The sequence below is a fragment of the Arthrobacter sp. JSM 101049 genome (genome assembly GCF_041679245.1).
GTDB lineage: Bacteria > Actinomycetota > Actinomycetes > Actinomycetales > Micrococcaceae > Arthrobacter_H.
In genome coordinates this window covers 39014-57143 of sequence record NZ_JBGFFC010000004.1, presented here as the reverse complement: position 1 = coordinate 57143, position 18130 = coordinate 39014, and the positions used below count along the sequence as shown (strand labels likewise).

The window sequence follows — 18130 nt, the reverse complement described above, 5'->3', positions numbered from 1 at the left end:
GCGGCCATGCACGTTGGCCAGGAAGCGCACCCACGGCTCCACCACGAGCGAACGCGATTTGCGGGACAACGATTATGCAGGCGTCACAAACATCCTGCGCGCATTGGAGGGCCGCAGCGTGCGCATCATACTCATGACCGCGATTGGCGTGACTCGGCCCGGCATGCCGTACACCCAATGGAAGCTGCGCAGCGAGCGGCTCGTCAGGGCGAGCGGTCAGCCCTACACGATCGTGCGGCCCGGCTGGTTCGACTACAACCAGACCGACCAGCGCCGCATCGTCATGCTCCAGGGAGACCGCCGGCAGAGCGGAACGCCCGCCGACGGTGTCATCGCGCGAGACCAGATCTCCCGCGTGCTCGTCGACAGCCTTAGCGCTCAAGCCGCTGACCGCAAGACCTTCGAACTTATTGCTGATCTCGGCGCAGAACAAGAGGACCGCACAGCAGTGTTTGAGTCATTGTCTGCAGACTCAGACGGAGAACTCGACGCGACGGAGTATTTGGAGGTTTGGAGACCACTCGATATTGCTTTTCGGGGCCAGCGATATTGCCAGTGGGGGCCAGTAGCCGCAGCGTTGGGGGCCAGCGGCTCCCAACGGCCTGCTCTCACTGATTCATCGTGGCATGTTCACGCATGTTGTGGATGCCTGCCTCGACCCAGATGGTGTCGTGCGCGATGCGGTCCATGATGGTGTCAGCGTGGACTCCGGAACCCAGGAGCGAGGGCCAGTCCTTCTTGGCATACTGCGCCTCCCCTCGTCCGGATGATCCAAAAGCCATTGATGGTTGCTCCTTCCATCGCGTGCCCAATACACGCGATGGAAGGAGCCTAGGCGAAGTGGCCCCCAAGCACGCCACTACCGGCCCCGAAGCGCGCTAACACCGGCAGCGCGTCCTGGCCCCCAAACCCTCGGCCGATGGACCCCAACGAAGCGAATATTCAGCGACCAAAGACGATGTCGACCTACCTGTCGCCAACGAACCAGAAAGGTTTCGTCAGGATCTGGCCAGCGTCTTGGCGGGAAACGGCAGAAACGAGCGCTAGCATCCAAAACCTCTCCCAACGCCGCGGACCGGGTTCGGCGCCACGATGACGAACTAGGACAATCGTTCGGCGACTACGCGTGATAGCCGGTGGTGTGGGCCACGAAAGCGATGTCGTCGGCACCTTAGGACGTGAAGTCAGGGCCCGGGCCGGAACCTTCGCTACCCAAGTCTCCATCCGGAGTCGAACCGCGACGAGATTTGGTCATCCTCCCCTTTGCAAGCTGCGCAATCTCGCTTAAAGCGCATCCTGCGGGGATACGGATAACCGGCTCCCCCACTACACGGGCCTTATCTACGCAAACTTCTTGGAGGCAGCTTCCTCCATTTGTCTGGCTTCGACCCATGCTGCCGCCGCTGCCATGATAGCGTCCGACCTGGGAGCCCGAGAATAGACACGGATCTCCAGATAATCGTCGCTGTTAATGCTCAGCTGCGGCAGATCATCTTCCCTGAGCCGGACCAACAGGTAGCCCGCGGCCAGCAGGTCGAGGCTCTTGGAACGGTCAACGAGCTGCTTGGGCTCGGGGCCATGCCAGTAAGCACCATCGTACTCGATGGCCACTTTTGTCCCATCGTGCTCGGCGAGGATGTCGACACTCCAGACTTTGCGTGAGCTGAAGGCTTTGTCCCGGACGTTGGCGCCCGATCGCACCTTCCCGAAGACAGTTTTGGCCGCCGCGAGGTGGTCCAGTTCTACCCGCGATTTTCCGGTTTGACGACAGTCCGGGCACTCCGACCCGTTGGAACGGGAAGCCAGCGGTGCCTCCCAGATGTGCAAAGGATTTACGGCGCATACCCATTTGGGTATAAAGCCTGTTTGGGCATGGGGCCGGACATGCCAGGGAGTCACAGGATTCTCATCACTCCATTCGGCAGCGAGGCCCGGGTCGTACCAGGCCAACGAATCGAGGATCGTGAAGCATTGCGGGCAGCGCTGTCGCTTGTATTTGTTCCGGGCTACCACTGGCTCCTGCCACTCGTGCCCGCAACAGTCGGTTTTCCACCAGATGCGCCGCTTGGATTCGGGGCCCATGTTCTGAAGCGTCCACTTACCGTTGCGCGTCGGATGCCACTGGCCCGCAATTTCGGGTAGCACGTCGGCGAGCATCGGCTTATGGCGCGCTACCGTCGCCTGACTACGGCAGGACGGGCAGCCCGATGAGAGGAACGTTTCCGGTCTGACCCTGGGGTAGTGTCCATTAGGGCACTTGAACCGACGCAGTTGCCACCCATCCGCCACCATGACCTCACGCGGATCGGCATCGTCAGCCCAGGCTGCCAGCAGCTCTGGTACCTCAGACGCCGGCGTCTGCTTCAGCCTTGCTCGCTCCTCGCCCCACTTCCGGCTCCGCTTTTCCTCGCACATGGGACATTCCGTCCTGTACATGTCAGTCATCTGGTAGACCTTGCGGAAGAACCTATGTTCGCACTGAGGGCAGACCCAACTCACCTCCCGCCGCGCTTTGAGCGTGATCGTCCTGAAGTCGTCTTCACTATTGCGTTCGTGATCCCACCATTTGAGCGCTTCGTTATCGGAATCGGCGAACAGATCCTTGCCACCGGCCTTTCGGCTCCCGGCCGGCTTGTGGCTCGAAACGGTGTTGCGAGTACAAGTGCAGCCCCACCCAATGTCACCTGGGCGTTCAGCCTGCTGAATGCCACAGTGAATGCACCGGGTCAGGACAGGATGGCTACCGCTCGGCAACGGAACAAGCTCGTGGACGGGCTCAAAGCCGTTTCGCTTCATCAGCTCGCGCAACTCGTCGACGCCGAATGGATAAATAGGCAGACCGGCCATCCGGTTGGCTTCCTCTGCCCACTGGGTCCAGAAGCAGAAGCGACAGGGAGGTTCGTTGTCCCGCGTCCGCAACTCCAGCAGGTAGTCCAGCCGGTAATGACATTCGGCATTACAGTCCCGGCATCTGGTCAGCCAGCGCTCGTTCTTGCCGGGAAAAGGAACCGCCGGTTCCATGTTCATCTCGTGGAGGATGCCGATCAGGCAATCCGTGCACCAGGCGGGCTTTGTTCTAGTGGTGAATGCGGCATTGTTTATGCAATCATCGGTCGAACAGACCTGGGTCTTAGGCACTGTCTCTCCCCCTTTATGTCGTCTGCCGGTGCCCGACTGGCCAGAATATTGTCTTCTCCGATGATAAGAGGCCTGCGACCGAGACCGCCTCACGACGACGCGAGTGGCCTAAGACGAACCTTCTGTACCAGCTACTTCAGCCTTTCCTTCAGCTCATCCAGACGCTCCTCAGCAAGAGGCGACCACCCCGCATAAATGGAGAACAAGAAAAATCCTTCGACCGCACGCAGAAGTAACTCAACTTCCGCAACTTCCTCGGCGCTGCCCTTGTCGGAGTGCTTGAGCTTTTGGAGGCGCTTCCGCGACGTAGCCAACCCAAGTGCAGCAATTTGATGGAACGTCGATTCTTCTTCAACTTCACGACCGCCGTGAGCAAAACACAGTGCCTGTCCTTGCTTGGTCGGCTTTAGCACGCCGTCTGCCACGTAAGTCATCTCGGCCGTGTCGGCACAGTTCTTTTGGATCCAAGTGCATACGAAGTCTTCTGTGAACGCCCTCCGCAGCAGCCTGTCCATGAATTCGATCAACGAGTTGGCTGCTTGTGATACGCCATCATCGGAAACCTGCAGTACCTGCTTCGCCCCTCTGATCTTGCGAGCTAGTGCGAGGCTGAGTGCCGCAACTCGCTCCTCCGACCGATCCGCCACGAGGTGCCCGATCTGGGTGGAGAGAGTTTCCAAATCCGTCTCAAGGGCCCGGAGCTCGTCTGGTCGAACTGGGATGTGCTCCAGTGGCAAGCCCTGGTCCAGTACCCGGTCGAGAACGCTGTCAAGCTCGTAGGCAATGTGGAGGGCCGAATGCGTCAACGAGGTGATGCCCTTGATGCCGCGCATTTGCTCGGGTGACAGAACGGAAGCACAACTATCCAATGCCACAGCAACGGGCATCAGTGCCCGGAGTCCCCGACGTGTCGCGATGACCAATAGTGCTCCGTCTTCCCGCATAGCACTGTCGACTCGGTCAAAGGCTGCCGCTCCCAGTAGCCGCCTGAAGAAAGCCCTGCCCTGCGGAGACTTCAAACGCTTAGTCCAAGCTTGAGCTGGGGCCTTATTCATGAAGTCGACGACCTCGCTGAGATTTGCTAGGTCAAGTGAACTAGCGTCGAGATCAAGCTCATCAAGCTTTTCAAACCATGGGCGGTTGCCTCCTTCGTCCAGCACGCATCGAACTACGGCTACAAGAACCTCAAGGAAGGCGATCACGTTATCCGAGATCCCGAAACGCTGGCGGATACTTGGCTTGATCATTTTGAGGGCGTCAGCCAGTGCTGAACTAGAAGCCTGTCCCTGGCCGTTGACCGGGCCGATTCCATGTTTGAGTTCAGATCGTGTCAGACTGTTCTTGCACAAATTTTTCCTCCGGGAAGACTATGGAGAACACGCGATTTCTCAGGTCTCAGCGTTCTCCAAACGGATCCCCGCACCAATTGGTGCGGGGATTCTCTTGCTTAGAGCATCCCCTCGTGCCTATTTGCTTTCCTGCCTCCTCGCCAATCCGTTCTAGTTCCGAGTACGCCCGTGGCTCGCATGCAGGGATACCAGAACTTACAGCTTCGGTGACCCCGCGAGGTTTTCCCCCGGCGGATCAGACACGTGACGAATTGGCCCTAATGATTGGCCTATCTGAGCTTTGCTCAGATAGGCCAATCATTTTGCTCAGATAGGTCGAGATCTCACAGCTTTTAGAAGTCCCAGTCCTCGTCTTCGGTGTTCACGGCCTTGCCGATCACGTACGAGGAACCCGATCCGGAGAAGAAGTCGTGGTTCTCGTCGGCGTTCGGGCTCAGCGCCGAGAGGATCGCCGGGTTCACGTCGGTGACCGAGGACGGGAACATCGCCTCGTAGCCCAGGTTCATCAGCGCCTTGTTGGCGTTGTAGTGCAGGAACTTCTTGACGTCCTCGCTCAGCCCCACGCCGTCGTACAGGTCGTGGGTGTACTGGACCTCGTTCTCGTACAGCTCGAAGAGCAGCTCGAAGGTGTAGTCCTTCAGCTCGGTCTTGCGCTCCTCGGACAGGCCCTCGAGCCCCTTCTGGAACTTGTAGCCGATGTAGTAGCCGTGCACGGCCTCGTCGCGGATGATCAAGCGGATCAAGTCGGCGGTGTTGGTCAGCTTGGCCCGGGAGGACCAGTACATCGGCAGGTAGAAGCCCGAGTAGAAGAGGAAGGACTCCAGCAGCGTCGAGGCGATCTTGCGCTTGAGCGGATCCTCGCCGTGGTAGTAGGACTCGATGATCGAGGCCTTCTTTTGCAGGTTCACGTTCTCCGTGGACCACCGGAACGCCTCGTCGATGTCCTTGGTGGAGGCCAGCGTGGAGAAGATCGACGAGTACGACTTCGCATGCACGGACTCCATGAACGCGATGTTCGTGTAGACGGCCTCCTCGTGCGGGGTGATCGCATCGGGGATGAGCGAGACCGCGCCGACGGTGCCCTGGAGGGTATCCAGCAGGGTCAGGCCGGTGAACACGCGCATCGTCAGCAGCTGCTCTTCGGCGGTGAGCGTGTTCCAGGACTGGACGTCGTTGGACAGCGGGATCTTCTCCGGCAGCCAGAAGTTGTTCACGAGGCGGTTCCACACCTCCACGTCCTTATCGTCCTGGATGCGGTTCCAGTTGATGGCCTCGACGTGGCCGTGCAGCTTGACCTGATCGGTCATTTCATCCCCTGACTTTCTGGTGGGCTGTGCCTGTGGGTAGGTGGTGCGGGAGCACGACGGCGGGAGGGACCCCGCCGTCGTGCTCTCCTGTGCCGGTATCGCCGGAAACTAGGTTGATACAATGCCTGCTACTAAAGCATGCAGCTGACGCAACCCTCCACCTCAGTTCCCTCCAGCGCGAGCTGGCGGAGACGGATGTAGTAGAGCGTCTTGATGCCCTTGCGCCACGCGTAGATCTGCGCCTTGTTGATATCGCGGGTCGTGGCGGTGTCCTTGAAGAACAGCGTCAGCGACAGCCCCTGGTCCACGTGCTGCGTGGCCGCGGCGTAGGTGTCGATGATCTTCTCGTAGCCGATCTCGTACGCGTCCTGGTAGTAGTCCAGGTTGTCGTTGGTCAGGTAGGGGGCCGGGTAGTAGACGCGGCCCAGCTTGCCTTCCTTGCGGATCTCGACCTTCGAGGCGACCGGGTGGATCGAGGAGGTCGAGTTGTTGATGTAGGAGATCGAGCCGGTGGGCGGCACGGCCTGCAGGTTCTGGTTGTAGATGCCGTGCTCCATGACGGAGGCCTTCAGCTCCAGCCAGTCCTGCTGGGTCGGGACGTGCACGCCGGCGAAGAGCTCACGGACCTTCGCGGTCTGCGGGACCCATTCGGCCTCGGTGTACTTGTCGAAGAACTCGCCGGAGGCGTACTTGGAGTCCTCGAAGCCGCCGAACGTCTCGCCCTTCTCCATCGCCAGGCGGTTGGAGGAGCGCAGGGCGTGGAACAGCACGGTGTAGAAGTAGATGTTCGTGAAGTCCAGGCCCTCCTCGGAGCCGTAGTGGACGCGTTCACGGGCCAGGTAGCCGTGCAGGTTCATCTGCCCCAGGCCGATGGCGTGCGATTGCTGGTTGCCCTCGGCGATGGAGGGGACCGAACCGATGTACGACATGTCCGAGACGGCGGACAGCGCGCGGATGGCGGTCTCGACAGTGGCGCCGAAGTCCGGCGAGTCCATCGTCTTGGCGATGTTCATCGACCCCAGGTTGCAGGAGATGTCCTTGCCGACGACCTCGTAGCCCAGGTCGTCGGTGTAGGTCGACGGCGAGGATACCTGCAGGATCTCCGAGCAGAGGTTGCTCATGATGACCTTGCCCTTGATGGGGTTGGCCCGGTTCACGGTGTCCTCGAACATGACGTACGGGTAGCCGGATTCGAACTGGATCTCCGCGAGGGTCTGGAAGAACTCGCGGGCGTTGATCTTGGTCTTCTTGATCCGCGAATCGTCGACCATCTCGTAGTATTTCTCGGTCACCGAGACGTCGGAGAAGGGCATGCCGTAGACGCGCTCGACGTCGTAGGGCGAGAAGAGGTACATGTCCTCGTTCTTGCGGGCCAGCTCGAAGGTGATGTCCGGGACCACGACACCGAGCGAGAGGGTCTTGATGCGGATCTTCTCGTCGGCGTTCTCGCGCTTGGTGTCCAGGAAGCGGTAGATGTCCGGGTGGTGGGCGTGCAGGTACACCGCCCCGGCCCCCTGGCGGGCGCCGAGCTGGTTGGCGTAGGAGAAGCTGTCTTCAAGGAGCTTCATCACGGGGATGACGCCGGAGGACTGGTTCTCGATCTGCTTGATCGGGGCACCGTGTTCACGGATGTTGGTCAGCGACAGGGCGACGCCGCCGCCGCGCTTGGAGAGCTGCAGCGAGGAGTTGATGCCGCGGGCGATCGACTCCATGTTGTCCTCGACGCGCAGCAGGAAGCAGGAGACGAGCTCGCCGCGCTGGGCCTTGCCTGCGTTCAGGAACGTGGGGGTGGCCGGCTGGAAGCGGCCGTCGATGATCTCGTCGACGAGTTGGGTGGCCAGCTTCTCGTCGCCGCGGGCCAGGTGCAGCGCAACCATGCAGACACGGTCCTCGTAGCGTTCGAGGTAGCGCTTGCCGTCGAAGGTCTTGAGCGTGTAGGAGGTGTAGAACTTGAAGGCGCCCAGGAAGGTCTCGAAGCGGAACTTCTTCTTGTAGGCGTGGGAGTAGAGGTCGCGCACGAAGTTCATCGTGTACTGGTCGAGGGTTTCGCGCTCGTAGTACTCGTGCTTGATCAGGTATTCGAGCTTCTCGTCCAGGTCGTGGAAGAAGACGGTGTTGGTGTTCACGTGCTGCAGGAAGTACTGTCGTGCAGCGGCCCGGTCCGCATCGAACTGGATGTTCCCATCCTTGTCGTAGAGGTTGAGCATGGCGTTCAGCTCGTGGTAGCCCAGCCCCTTGAAGGCCTCCGGGATCTCCTTGTTGTCGGTCTTCACGGTCGACTCCGCGACTGTTGTTTCCAAAACTCTTCCAATCCTTGGCGTACATGGGCCACGTCCTCGGACGTGCCCATCAGTTCGAAGCGGTACAGCACTGGAACACCGCATTTGGCGGAGATCTTGTCGGCCGCCAGGCAGTAGGTGGTTCCAAAGTTCGTATTGCCGGCGCCGATGACGCCGCGCAGCAGGTTCCGGTTTCCCTCGTTGTTCAGGAAGCGGATCACCTGCGGGAGAATCGACCGCTCCCCCTTCTCCCCACCGTAGGTGGGGAGAACGAGGACATACGGCCGGGTGGCCAACAACGCGGGGTCATTGGCGTGGAGGGGGATGCGTGCCGCGTCGAGCCCCAGCTTCTCGATGAACCGCTTCGTGTAACCCGAGGCGGAGGAGAAGTAGATCAGGGACGAACTCGTGCTGCAGGTGGTGGCGGCCGGAGACCTGTGGCCTGCCACTACCGTGTCGGCTGACATCGTGCCGGCCTCCAACTGGTCGTGATGGGTGGTGCTAGGCGACGCTCGAGGCGAGCTCTGCCAGCTCCGCGATCTTGTCCGGGCGGAAGCCGGACCAGTGGTCGGCCTCGGTGATGACGACAGGGGCCTGCATGTAACCGAGGGCCCGCACCCGCTCCAGGGCCTCAGGGTCCTGAGAGATGTCGACCTTCTGGTAGGCGATGCCCTTCTTGTCCAACGCGCGGTAGGTGGCGTTGCACTGCACGCATGCTGGCTTGGTGTAAACCGTGACGGTCATGGCGTTGGTCCCCTCGTACAAGATGGTGGTTTCTTCGATATGTGCCCCGGCTGGCCGGGGTTCTGGAAGCGGGCCGAAATGGCGTGGCCGGCGTGGAATCCGGCCGCTGTCCGCGGGGCGCCTCCAGAGATTTCAATACTACATGTAGTGCAAGCTGCGACAAGCAACCCCTATATGTTGTCTTACAAGTATGTCATTCCCCCCGGTGTTAGTCCACAGCCGCTGTGGAGAATCCGACCCCCGATTGCCGCACGAATCCGGGCTTTGGCTCGGGCCATCCACAGCCTGTGCGTTCGCCGTGCACAGGCCAAGTCCATGAGCGTGTCGTCGTCGGTCGGCGTGTCGCCTCCCCTGCTCCCTGCCGGCCCCTGCAGCCGTCAGCGTAGGGTGGGCGTAACCGCAGCGGAAGGAACGGAATCAGACATGGCCACTGTCGCAGAAAACATGATTGCCACCCTGAGGGCCAATGGCGTCCAGCGCATCTACGGCGTCCCCGGTGACTCCCTGAACGGCTTGACCGACGCGTTGCGCAAGGACGGCACGATCGCCTGGGCCCACGTCCGCCATGAGGAGGCCGCCGCGTTCGCTGCAGGAGCCGAGGCAGCCTTGACTGGCGAACTCGGCGTGTGTGCCGGCAGTTGCGGACCAGGAAACCTGCACCTGATCAATGGACTCTACGAGGCCAACAGAACTCGGGTGCCGGTGCTGGCCATCGCCGCGCACATTCCCAGTGGTGAAATCGGCAGCAATTACTTCCAGGAGACCCATCCGCAAGACCTTTTCGGCGAGTGCTCGGTGTTCTCCGAAATGGTCTCCACGCCCGACCAGATGCCTCGGCTGATGGAGATCGCCATGCGCACGGCCGTGGAAAAGCGCGGCGTCGCCGTGCTCGTGGTCCCCGGCGACGTGGCCCTGGCACCGGCAACAAGCACCCGTACCACCCGCATCCGCCGCAGCCGTCCCGTCGTCGTTCCCTGCCAGGAGGAGCTCCAGGAGGCCGCCGGGCTCCTCAACGCCGGCTCCAAGGTCACCATCCTCGCCGGCGCCGGCGTGGCCGGGGCACACGATGCAGTGACCGGCCTGGCCGAGACGCTCGGCGCACCAATCGTGCACGCGCTCGGCGGCAAGGAACACCTCGAGTACGACAACGAGTTCGACGTCGGCATGACCGGGCTGCTCGGTTTCGCCTCCGGTTACCGGGCCATGGAGGACGCGGACACCCTCCTGATGCTGGGCACGGATTTCCCCTACCAGCAGTTCTTCCCCTCGCACGCGCGCATCATCCAGGTGGACATCCGCGGGGAGCAGCTGGGGCGGCGTGCCCCCGTCGACCTGGGCCTGGTGGGCGACGTGGGCGACACGGCGGAGGCCCTCCTGCCGCTGCTCAAGCACAAGTCCCGGCGCGGCCACCTCAAGGACGCGCAGAAGCACTACCGCAAGACCCGCGAGAAGTTGGACGACCTGGCGTCGAAGACCCGCAAGGGCGTTCCCCTGCACCCGCAGTTCGTCGCCCGCAGCGTCAACCAGCTCGCCTCGGATGACGCGGTCTTCCTGCCGGACGTCGGCTCCCCCGTCATGTGGGCCGCCCGCTATATCCGGATGAACGGCCGACGGCGGATGATTGGCTCCTTCGCCCACGGCTCGATGGCCAACGCCCTTCCCCAGGCCATCGGCGTCCAGTCGGCAGCGCCCGGCCGGCAGGTCGTCGCCCTCTGCGGCGACGGGGGCCTGGCGATGCTCATGGGCGAGCTGCTCACGGTGGTGCAGTCCCGTTTACCGGTGAAGATGGTCGTCTTCAACAACTCCTCCCTGAACTTCGTCGAACTGGAGATGAAGGCGGCCGGATTCGTGAACTACGCGACCGACCTGGACAACCCCAACTTTGCCGACGTCGCCAACTCGCTCGGCGTCCTGGGGATCCGGGTGGAAAGCTCGGCCGATCTGGACGCCGCACTGAAGAAGGCCTTCGACCACAACGGCCCGGCGTTGGTCGACGTCGTCACGACGCGCCAGGAACTGTCCATGCCCCCGGCGGTCACCGCCGAACAGGCCAAGGGATTCGCGCTGTACGCCGTGCGTACCGTCCTGTCCGGCCGCGGCGACGAGTTGATCGACCTGGCCGCCACGAACTGGCGTCAGCTCTTCTAGTACCGCCATGGGCCGCACCGACGTGGTGACACAGTGGATTCCGGCGAGCCCGGACCGCGTGTTCGCTGCGTTCACCGACAACCAGGCACTCGAGTCATGGCTGCCACCCACCGGTATGAGCTGCCGCGTGCTGGAGCTGGATCTGCGGCCCGGAGGGCACTTGCGCCTGCTCATGCGGTACCTCGACGCAAGGGGTGCACCGGGCAAGTCCACAGCGGATGCGGACATCGTCTCCTCGTCCGTGCTGGAGGTAGTGCCGGGCGTCCGGCTCGTCCAGGCCGTGGAATTCGAGCAGGCCGGTCCCGAATTCGTGGGTCAGATGGTCATGACCTGGTCCGCCGTCCCCGCCCCGGGCGGGTCCGACGTCGAATTCCGTGCGGACAACGTGCCCCGGGGAATCCTGGAAGGCGACCACCGGAAGGGGATGTCCGATTCGCTGGCTCAGCTGGCCGCGTACCTGGCCTAGGTGGCAGGAGCGTCGACACTTCGACTCACGGCGTGCGGAGCTTGCGGGCTACCATGAGGTAGCCGCAAATCGGCAGGGTTCGCCGCGCTCTAGGCATGCGCCCGGTGCTGGACCGGGCCTCGTATTCCCCTTGCGCGGGTTCCCTTCACGACCCGCCAGCGAAGGAGAATTGATTGTCAGAGGGCGATGACCCGCAGGCCGCTCCCCCGGAACCGACCGAGGGACGTGTCGAGCGCAGTCGTTTCGGCGCCACGGAACGGCGCAAGGACCCTGTGGCCGAGGAACGACGCCCGCCGATTTCCAGCAATGAGCTGAGCAAGGGCCCGGCCGAGCTGGCGGAGCACCGTGGTCCCCGGGTCAATTGGCGCGTCTTCATCATCTCCGCTGCGATCGTGTTGGCGTTCTCCATCTGGGCGATGATCCTCCCGGACCAGGCGGCTACCATCATGCAGACGGCGGTCACCTGGATCGCAACGAACCTGGGCTGGTTCTACGTGCTAACGATCACCCTGGTCATACTCTTCGTCCTCTGGGTGGCCCTGTCCAAGGAGGGCAGCGTCCGGCTGGGACCGGATCATTCCCGCCCGCAGTACAGCCTGTTCACGTGGGTGGCGATGCTCTTCGCTGCCGGCGTGGGAATCGACATGCTCTTCTATTCGGTCACCGGGCCCATCACCCAGTACATGGCGCCCCCGGCAGCCACCCCGGAGTCCGCTGCTGCGGCGCAGGACGCGGTCGTCTGGACGATGTTCCACTACGGGATCGCCGGTTGGTCGATGTATGCACTGCTGGGTATGGCGATGGGCTATTTTGCCTACCGCTGGGGCATGCCGCTCTCCATCCGTGCCGCGCTCTATCCGCTCCTGGGCAGGCGCGTCCGGGGAGCGACAGGTGATGTGATCGACATCTTCGCCCTCGTCGGCACGGTCTTCGGCGTCGCGACCTCCATGGGCATCGGCGTCGTCCTGCTCGATGTCGGATTCGCCTGGCTCTTCGGCTTGTCAGAGGGCCTTTCGCTGCAGATCGCCCTGGTGCTCGTCGCCGTGATCATGACCGTGGCAGCGTGCACCTCGGGTGTGGACAAGGGCATCCGCCTCATCTCCGAGCTCAACCTCTGGGCCGCCGGCGCCATGATGCTGTACATCCTGGTCACCGGGAAGACCTCGTTCCTGCTCAATGCCATGGTCGAGAACATCGGCCGGTTCGTCTTTTCCCTGCCGGAACGGACATTGCAAACGTTTGCCTACACAGACGGCGGCGCTGACTGGATGGCTGGATGGACCCTCTTCTTCTGGGCGTTCTGGCTCGCGTGGGGCCCGTTCGTCGGTCTGTTCCTCGCCCGTATTTCCCGCGGCCGGACCCTGCGCGAATTCGTCATTGCCGCCATCACGGCGCCGGTCCTCTGCGATTTCTTCATCGTCTCCATTTTCGGAAACAGCGCGATGAGCGAGGTCCTGGACGGCAACACTGCCTTCGCCGACCTGGCCATGAGAGACCCGGAACACGGCTGGTACGCCTTGCTGGAGATGTTCCCCGGTGCGCCCTTCCTCATCGGCCTGGCCACCCTGTCGGGTCTTCTCTTCTACTTAACGAGCGCCAACTCCGGGGCGATGGTCATGTCGAACTTCTCCTCGTCGATTCCCGATCCCGCGGTGGACGGGGCGAAATGGCTGCGGATCTTCTGGGCCCTGCTCACCGCAGTCCTGACCGTCGCCATGCTTGTTGCCGGCGGCGTGACGACCATGGAACACGCGACCCTGATCTTCGCGCTTCCGGTGACGATCATCGCCTATCTGGTGATGGCTTCCTTCTCCAAGGTGCTGCGGATGGAGCGGGCCGAGCGCGAGGGGCAGGTGATGCGTCGACGGAGTGCGGCAGTGCATGGCGGGCAGACGCCGGAGAAGACCTGGCGCCAGCGGCTGGCGCAGCTCCGCGCCTACCCGTCCAAGAAGCAGGTGGCCCAGTTCGCCGAACGGGTCGTCCACCCGGCGCTGCAGGACGTGCTCAGGGAATTCAGCGAACTCGGCTACGACGCCGACCTCACGACGACGCCGAACGACGCGACCTCCATCGACGAGTACACGCTTGTGGTCAACATGGCGCATCACCGCAACTTCCACTACCAGGTCGCGGCGGTGGAGGCCCCGGTGCCGATGTTCGGCGCGCGGAGCGTGTCCCGGCAGGTCGACGTGTACTTCCGGTTGGAGGTCTTCACCCAGACCGGTACGGAGGGCTATGACCTCGTTGGGCTGACCCAGCAGCAGGTCATCAACGACGTCCTGGACCGCTACGAAGCCCATCTGGGCTTTCTGCGCTACTCCAGTGAACACGACTACGACTCGGTGCTCACCCCGCCGGTGCAGCCGACCACGGGGACACTGCCTCATATCCCGACCACGGCAGACGATGTGGAAGCCCTCGAGGACGACAAATAGCCATCGACGTGGGGATGCGGCCCGCCGGCTATCGCTGGCGCATCGCCACATCGTGCAGCGGGCGGAGCGAGCCCCAGGATCGCCGTCGGCGGAACACGCAAGGACGAGGCCGCCCGGGCTGCCAGCTGGGGCAATAAGCAGAAAAGCCCCGGCCACTGGCCGGGGCTTCCCCTCGCAGGTGATGGGCTCTTCCGTCCCATCCAGTTCGTGGAGGTAAGGGGATTCGAACCCCTGACCTTCTGCATGCCATGCAGACGCGCTACCAACTGCGCCATACCCCCGAACGAGGGCTGTACCGGACGTTTCCGTCTGGACAACTCATCCATCATAGGGCACGGAATTTAGCCCGTGCAAATCGGCGCGAACCGCCTATTCGGGCGTAGCGGCCTCGTTGCCGGACGAGGCCACCGACTGAGCCGCCGTGGGCAGCTCGATGGCCGGGCAGTCGCTCCACAACCGGTCCAGGGCGTAGAAGACCCGGTCCTCCTGGTGCTGGACATGGATCACGATGTCCACGTAGTCCAGCAGGACCCAGCGGCCCAGTCCGCGTCCTTCACGGCGCACCGGGCGCACGTCGTGCTCCTCGATCAGCGCTTCCTCGATGCCGTCGACGATGGCATTGACCTGCCGCTCGCTCTCGGCCGAGGCCATGAGGAACGCGTCGGTGATGCCGAGGCGTTCGCTGACGTCCAAGGCGACGAGGTTGTCGGCGAGTTTGTCCGCAGCCGCGAGGGCTGCGGTGCGGATGATGTTGAGGGAATGCTCTGTTGCGGCCATGTGGCTCCTTGGGGTGGTGTCTGGCGGTACGAATCGGCAGCTAGCCGTTGGTGCTGATCATGACGATGCCGGTCACCAGTGCCCCGGCTCCGACGGCCAGGGCGGCGATGACCGCCACTGTCCAGGCATTGACCCGGCGGACACCTGCGGTCAGGTAATCCAGCGGCTCCAGTCCTTGCGCGGACCGCGCGCTGACGGGCTGGCCCCCGGTTTCCGTTCCCTGGCCCTCCACGGCTTGCCCGCTTGACGCCTGCTTCCGGGCAGGCTTCGATGCCTTGGGGGCATCACGGTCCTGCTCCCCTGCCGGCGCGGTCTTGCCCGCGGGCTTGGACTGGGCCGGCATCTCCAGGCGGAATCCGTTGGTGTGCGGTGCGTTGACGCCCGTATTGGCCAGGTCGCGCTCGGCCTGTTCGATCCGCAACCGGTTCATGGCTCCGGTGAACGGGTCGGCTGCTTGCTGCGTGCGTTCGGAGTTGGACCGCTGCAGCCGCTCACGCTCGGCGACGCGGCGGCTAATGATCGCCGCGCGAGCCGCAAGCTCGCGCTGGCGGGCGATGACCTCCAGGTCGTCCGCGTCCGTCTCGTCGGCGGTCGGCTTCTGGATTTTCGGCTGCTCGGCGATGATCTTCCGGCGCGCTTCCAGCGCCGCCTCGACGCTCAGCGAGTTCCCGGTCTCCGCCGGTTCCGCCGGCGTGGCGGCACCTGCCGCTACCGGGCCCTGGGTGGATTCGTTGCCCTCCGGTGTGGACGGCGCCTGGCCTGCGGCGCGGGCCGCCGCGAGGGCCTGCAAGCGGAGCTGCCGTCGGGTCAGCGGTGCTGCCTCGTGGGGCGTCCGCTCGTCGTCGGCCGATGTGGCATCGCGTTGTGCGGCTTCGCGTTGTGCGGCTTCGCGGTTCGCGGCTTCGCGGCGCGCGCGCAGGGCCTCGCGGTCGCGGGCGCGCTGGAGTGAACTACGTTCTCCGCGCTCGGGAACCATGTCGAAGGGGACATCGGCGGCCCTCCGGCTTCGGTTGGCCTTGGCCACGCGTTCGAGCTGGTTGGTGTCGTCGGAGGAGCGCGTCTCGGAGTCCGTGGCCGGCTGGTCCGGGGTCGACGGATCCCGGTCGCGGGCCTCGTCCGCGGCCTCGCCAGCTCGTCGTTGCTCACGGAGGGAGCGCCGTGTCGGTGCGCGCCCCAGATCGTCGCTCATGTTGTCCGTTCCCGGCATAGCCCCTCAGGCGACGCCGTCGTAGTGATACAACTCGTACTTCGCAATGTACTGAACCACCCCGTCGGGCACCAAGTACCAGACGGGCTTGTTGCCCTTGACCCGGTCCCGGCATGCGGTGGACGAGATCGCCATCGCCGGTACCTCCAGCAGGCTGACATCCGACCGCCCCAGGTCCGGCAGCTGGTGTCCAGGACGCGTGACCCCGACGAAGTGCGCCAGGCTCCAGAGCTCGTCGATGGCCTTCCACGACATGATCTGCTCCATGGCATCGGCGCCCGTGATGAAGAAGAGTTCCGCATCGGGGCGCTGCCGCCGCAAGTCACGCAAGGTGTCGATGGTGTAGGTCGGGCCTGGCCGGTCAATGTCGACCCTGCTGACGGTGAAGCGCGGGTTCGAGGCCGTGGCCACGACAGTCATCAGGTACCGGTGCTCCGAATCCGTGACGTCCCGGTCGGCCTTTTGCCAGGGCCGGCCCGTGGGGACGAAAACGACTTCGTCCAAGTCGAATTCGGCGGCCACCTCGCTGGCGGCCACCAGGTGCCCATGGTGGATCGGGTCAAAGGTCCCGCCCATCACACCAAGGCGGACCGGCCGTTCCGACCCATCCGCCTCTGCTTTGCTAGTGATCGCCGTGGCCGTGCTTGTTGGAGAACTGGCGGTGGGTATCGTCGGCCTCGGCGTGGGCCTCGTGGCGGTTGCCGACGTTGGTGAAGGACACGCAAATGAAGAGCAGCAGCAGGAAGAAGGCGAAGATCCCGCCGCCGACGATGTACGGCATGTTGCCAGCACCCTCGGCTTCCGTACCACTCGCCAGTACCGTCCCCAAGACCTGCGTGAGCATGTTTCTCCTTCGTACCCGTCATCCACCGGCTCCACCACGTCTCGGTGCATCCGGGGCTCGTCTAATGTCTACCTACCATCCTACCCACCCGGGGCGGACTCTACGAACGGATGTGGCCGTCTCCCTGGACAATCCATTTGGTCGTCGTCAGTTCCCGCAAGCCCATGGGTCCGCGGGCGTGCATCTTCTGCGTCGAGATGCCGACTTCGGCGCCCAGGCCGAGCTGGCCGCCGTCGGTGAAGCGCGTGGAGGCGTTGACGATGACCGCCGCCGAATCGATTTCGGCCACGAAGCGTTCTGCATGTGCAAGGTCGTTGGTGAGGATCGCCTCGGTGTGCCCGGTGGTCCACTGGCGGATGTGGGCCATGGCCGCGTCGAGATCGTCCACCACGGCGACGGCGAGATCCAGGGACATGTATTCCCGGGCCCAGTCCTCCTCGGTCGCGGGCACTGCTCCCAGGCCGTCGGCCAGGGCCAGTGCCCGCTCGTCGGCGTGCAGCGTGACGCCGGCCTTCACCAACGCCTCCAGGACGTGGCGCGACGCGGGGGCGGCGGCGTGCAGCAAGAGCGTTTCCACGGTATTGCACACCGAGGGGCGCTGGGTTTTCGCATTGAGCAGGATCGCTGCTGCCGATTCGGCGGAGGCGGATTCATCGACGAAGATGTGGACGTTGCCCTCGCCGGTCTCGATGACGGGGACCTTCGCGTTCTCCAGCACCGATTGGATCAGCGCGCGTCCCCCGCGGGGAATGAGCACGTCGACCTTTCCGCGTGCACCCATCAGCTCCGTCGCCCCGGCCCGGCCGAAGTCGTCGACGCTCTGCACGGCATCGGCGGGGAGCCCGACGGAGACGAGGGCGTCGCGGATGAGTTCCACCAGTGCCTGGTTGGACTCCGCCGCTGCGGAACCACCGCGGAGCAGGACTGCGTTGCCGCTCTTCAAGGCCAGCCCGGCGATGTCGACCGTGACATTCGGGCGCGCCTCGTAGATGGTCCCGAGGACCCCCATCGGGACGTGGACCTGGCGAAGCCGCAACCCATTGGGCAGGGTCTGGCCGCGCTCCACGGTACCTACCGGGTCGGGAAGGCCTGCGAGTTCCTCAAGGGCCGCGATGAGGCCGTCGACCCGGGCGTAGTCCAGTTTCAGCCGGTCCAGCAGCCCCTGGCTGGTCCCCGCGGCCCGTTCGCGCTCGAGGTCCTTGGCGTTGGCTGCCATGACGGCCGAACGCCGCTCGTCCAGCGAGGCGGCAATGGCCAGCAGGCCGCGGTCCTTCCAGTCCCGGTTGGCTCGCGCCAGCGTCCGCGAGGCCGTCCGGGCACGGTCGGCACGCAGGCCGACCTCACGGGCAACGGACTCGGCGGTGGGGGTGGTCTCGGTGACGCTCTGGCTCATGGAACCAGTCTAGCCACGGGCACCGCGGCGACGGCGATTGTTG

16 protein-coding genes and 1 tRNA gene are annotated in these 18130 nt (G+C 63.8%); 4 read left to right on the top strand and 13 right to left on the bottom strand.

Annotated features, from left to right (window positions below; genetic code table 11):
- Positions 1-13: 13 nt before the first annotated feature.
- Complete coding sequence (locus tag AB8M85_RS12400; protein WP_372699135.1) at positions 14-691, top strand: NAD(P)H-binding protein; 678 nt, start codon at positions 14-16, stop codon at positions 689-691.
- On the opposite strand, the gene AB8M85_RS12395 is transcribed toward AB8M85_RS12400, so the two are convergent.
- From AB8M85_RS12395 to nrdH, 7 genes are all read right to left on the bottom strand, one after another.
- Positions 609-782 (bottom strand): hypothetical protein, encoded by a 174-nt coding sequence (locus AB8M85_RS12395; protein WP_372699327.1) that lies wholly within the window; start codon positions 780-782, stop codon positions 609-611. The two genes, AB8M85_RS12400 and AB8M85_RS12395, sit on opposite strands and share 83 nt — an antisense overlap.
- A gap of 559 nt (positions 783-1341) precedes the next feature.
- The gene (locus AB8M85_RS12390; protein ID WP_372699134.1) at positions 1342-3138 is read right to left on the bottom strand and encodes a zinc-ribbon domain-containing protein; all 1797 of its coding nucleotides are present in this window, start codon (positions 3136-3138) and stop codon (positions 1342-1344) included.
- Positions 3139-3269: 131 nt separating this feature from the next.
- Positions 3270-4487 (bottom strand): hypothetical protein, encoded by a 1218-nt coding sequence (locus AB8M85_RS12385; RefSeq protein ID WP_372699133.1) that lies wholly within the window; start codon positions 4485-4487, stop codon positions 3270-3272.
- A gap of 332 nt (positions 4488-4819) precedes the next feature.
- Positions 4820-5794, bottom strand: coding sequence for a class 1b ribonucleoside-diphosphate reductase subunit beta (nrdF, locus tag AB8M85_RS12380; RefSeq protein ID WP_372699132.1), 975 nt, complete (start codon positions 5792-5794; stop codon positions 4820-4822).
- Positions 5795-5925: 131 nt separating this feature from the next.
- Entirely contained in the window at positions 5926-8046 is a 2121-nt protein-coding gene (gene nrdE / locus AB8M85_RS12375) for a class 1b ribonucleoside-diphosphate reductase subunit alpha (protein WP_372699321.1), read from the bottom strand.
- A gap of 17 nt (positions 8047-8063) precedes the next feature.
- Complete coding sequence (gene nrdI / locus AB8M85_RS12370) at positions 8064-8540, bottom strand: class Ib ribonucleoside-diphosphate reductase assembly flavoprotein NrdI (RefSeq protein WP_372699131.1); 477 nt, start codon at positions 8538-8540, stop codon at positions 8064-8066.
- Positions 8541-8574: 34 nt separating this feature from the next.
- Entirely contained in the window at positions 8575-8817 is a 243-nt protein-coding gene (gene nrdH, locus AB8M85_RS12365; protein ID WP_372699130.1) for a glutaredoxin-like protein NrdH, read from the bottom strand.
- Between the two features lie 423 nt (positions 8818-9240).
- Here nrdH and poxB point away from each other — a divergent pair, with 423 nt between their 5' ends.
- The 3 genes from poxB to betT all read left to right on the top strand — a co-directional run bounded on the left by poxB (position 9241) and on the right by betT (position 13866).
- Positions 9241-10965 carry a ubiquinone-dependent pyruvate dehydrogenase gene (poxB, locus tag AB8M85_RS12360; protein ID WP_372699129.1) on the top strand — a complete coding sequence of 575 codons (1725 nt, stop codon included), beginning with the start codon at positions 9241-9243 and terminating at the stop codon, positions 10963-10965.
- Between the two features lie 7 nt (positions 10966-10972).
- Positions 10973-11431, top strand: coding sequence for an SRPBCC domain-containing protein (locus AB8M85_RS12355; RefSeq protein WP_372699128.1), 459 nt, complete (start codon positions 10973-10975; stop codon positions 11429-11431).
- A gap of 173 nt (positions 11432-11604) precedes the next feature.
- Positions 11605-13866: a choline BCCT transporter BetT gene (gene betT / locus AB8M85_RS12350; protein ID WP_372699127.1), complete on the top strand. Its 2262-nt coding sequence runs from the start codon at positions 11605-11607 to the stop codon at positions 13864-13866.
- Between the two features lie 208 nt (positions 13867-14074).
- Here the strand turns inward: betT and AB8M85_RS12345 are convergent.
- The 6 genes from AB8M85_RS12345 to AB8M85_RS12320 all read right to left on the bottom strand — a co-directional run bounded on the left by AB8M85_RS12345 (position 14075) and on the right by AB8M85_RS12320 (position 18087).
- Positions 14075-14147: transfer RNA gene (locus AB8M85_RS12345), tRNA-Ala, on the bottom strand.
- A gap of 88 nt (positions 14148-14235) precedes the next feature.
- Complete coding sequence (rsfS, locus tag AB8M85_RS12340; RefSeq protein ID WP_372699126.1) at positions 14236-14643, bottom strand: ribosome silencing factor; 408 nt, start codon at positions 14641-14643, stop codon at positions 14236-14238.
- 40 nt (positions 14644-14683) lie between these two features.
- A complete protein-coding gene (locus AB8M85_RS12335; RefSeq protein WP_372699125.1) occupies positions 14684-15832 on the bottom strand; it encodes a hypothetical protein in 1149 nt (382 codons plus the stop codon).
- Positions 15833-15856: 24 nt separating this feature from the next.
- Positions 15857-16480, bottom strand: coding sequence for a nicotinate-nucleotide adenylyltransferase (nadD, locus tag AB8M85_RS12330; RefSeq protein ID WP_372699320.1), 624 nt, complete (start codon positions 16478-16480; stop codon positions 15857-15859).
- Positions 16473-16694 carry a hypothetical protein gene (locus AB8M85_RS12325; RefSeq protein ID WP_372699124.1) on the bottom strand — a complete coding sequence of 74 codons (222 nt, stop codon included), beginning with the start codon at positions 16692-16694 and terminating at the stop codon, positions 16473-16475. Before AB8M85_RS12325 ends, nadD begins: the two co-directional genes overlap by 8 nt.
- A gap of 100 nt (positions 16695-16794) precedes the next feature.
- Entirely contained in the window at positions 16795-18087 is a 1293-nt protein-coding gene (locus AB8M85_RS12320) for a glutamate-5-semialdehyde dehydrogenase (protein ID WP_372699123.1), read from the bottom strand.
- Positions 18088-18130: the final 43 nt, after the last annotated feature.

Coding starts and splice junctions, on each gene's coding strand:
- AB8M85_RS12395 (WP_372699327.1), bottom strand. CDS start 782: ATGGCTTTTGGATCATCCGGACGAGGGGAGGCGCAGTATGCCAAGAAG.
- nrdF (WP_372699132.1), bottom strand. CDS start 5,794: ATGACCGATCAGGTCAAGCTGCACGGCCACGTCGAGGCCATCAACTGG.
- nrdI (WP_372699131.1), bottom strand. CDS start 8,540: ATGTCAGCCGACACGGTAGTGGCAGGCCACAGGTCTCCGGCCGCCACC.
- nrdH (WP_372699130.1), bottom strand. CDS start 8,817: ATGACCGTCACGGTTTACACCAAGCCAGCATGCGTGCAGTGCAACGCC.
- poxB (WP_372699129.1), top strand. CDS start 9,241: ATGGCCACTGTCGCAGAAAACATGATTGCCACCCTGAGGGCCAATGGC.
- AB8M85_RS12355 (WP_372699128.1), top strand. CDS start 10,973: ATGGGCCGCACCGACGTGGTGACACAGTGGATTCCGGCGAGCCCGGAC.
- rsfS (WP_372699126.1), bottom strand. CDS start 14,643: ATGGCCGCAACAGAGCATTCCCTCAACATCATCCGCACCGCAGCCCTC.
- AB8M85_RS12335 (WP_372699125.1), bottom strand. CDS start 15,832: ATGAGCGACGATCTGGGGCGCGCACCGACACGGCGCTCCCTCCGTGAG.
- AB8M85_RS12325 (WP_372699124.1), bottom strand. CDS start 16,694: ATGCTCACGCAGGTCTTGGGGACGGTACTGGCGAGTGGTACGGAAGCC.
- AB8M85_RS12320 (WP_372699123.1), bottom strand. CDS start 18,087: ATGAGCCAGAGCGTCACCGAGACCACCCCCACCGCCGAGTCCGTTGCC.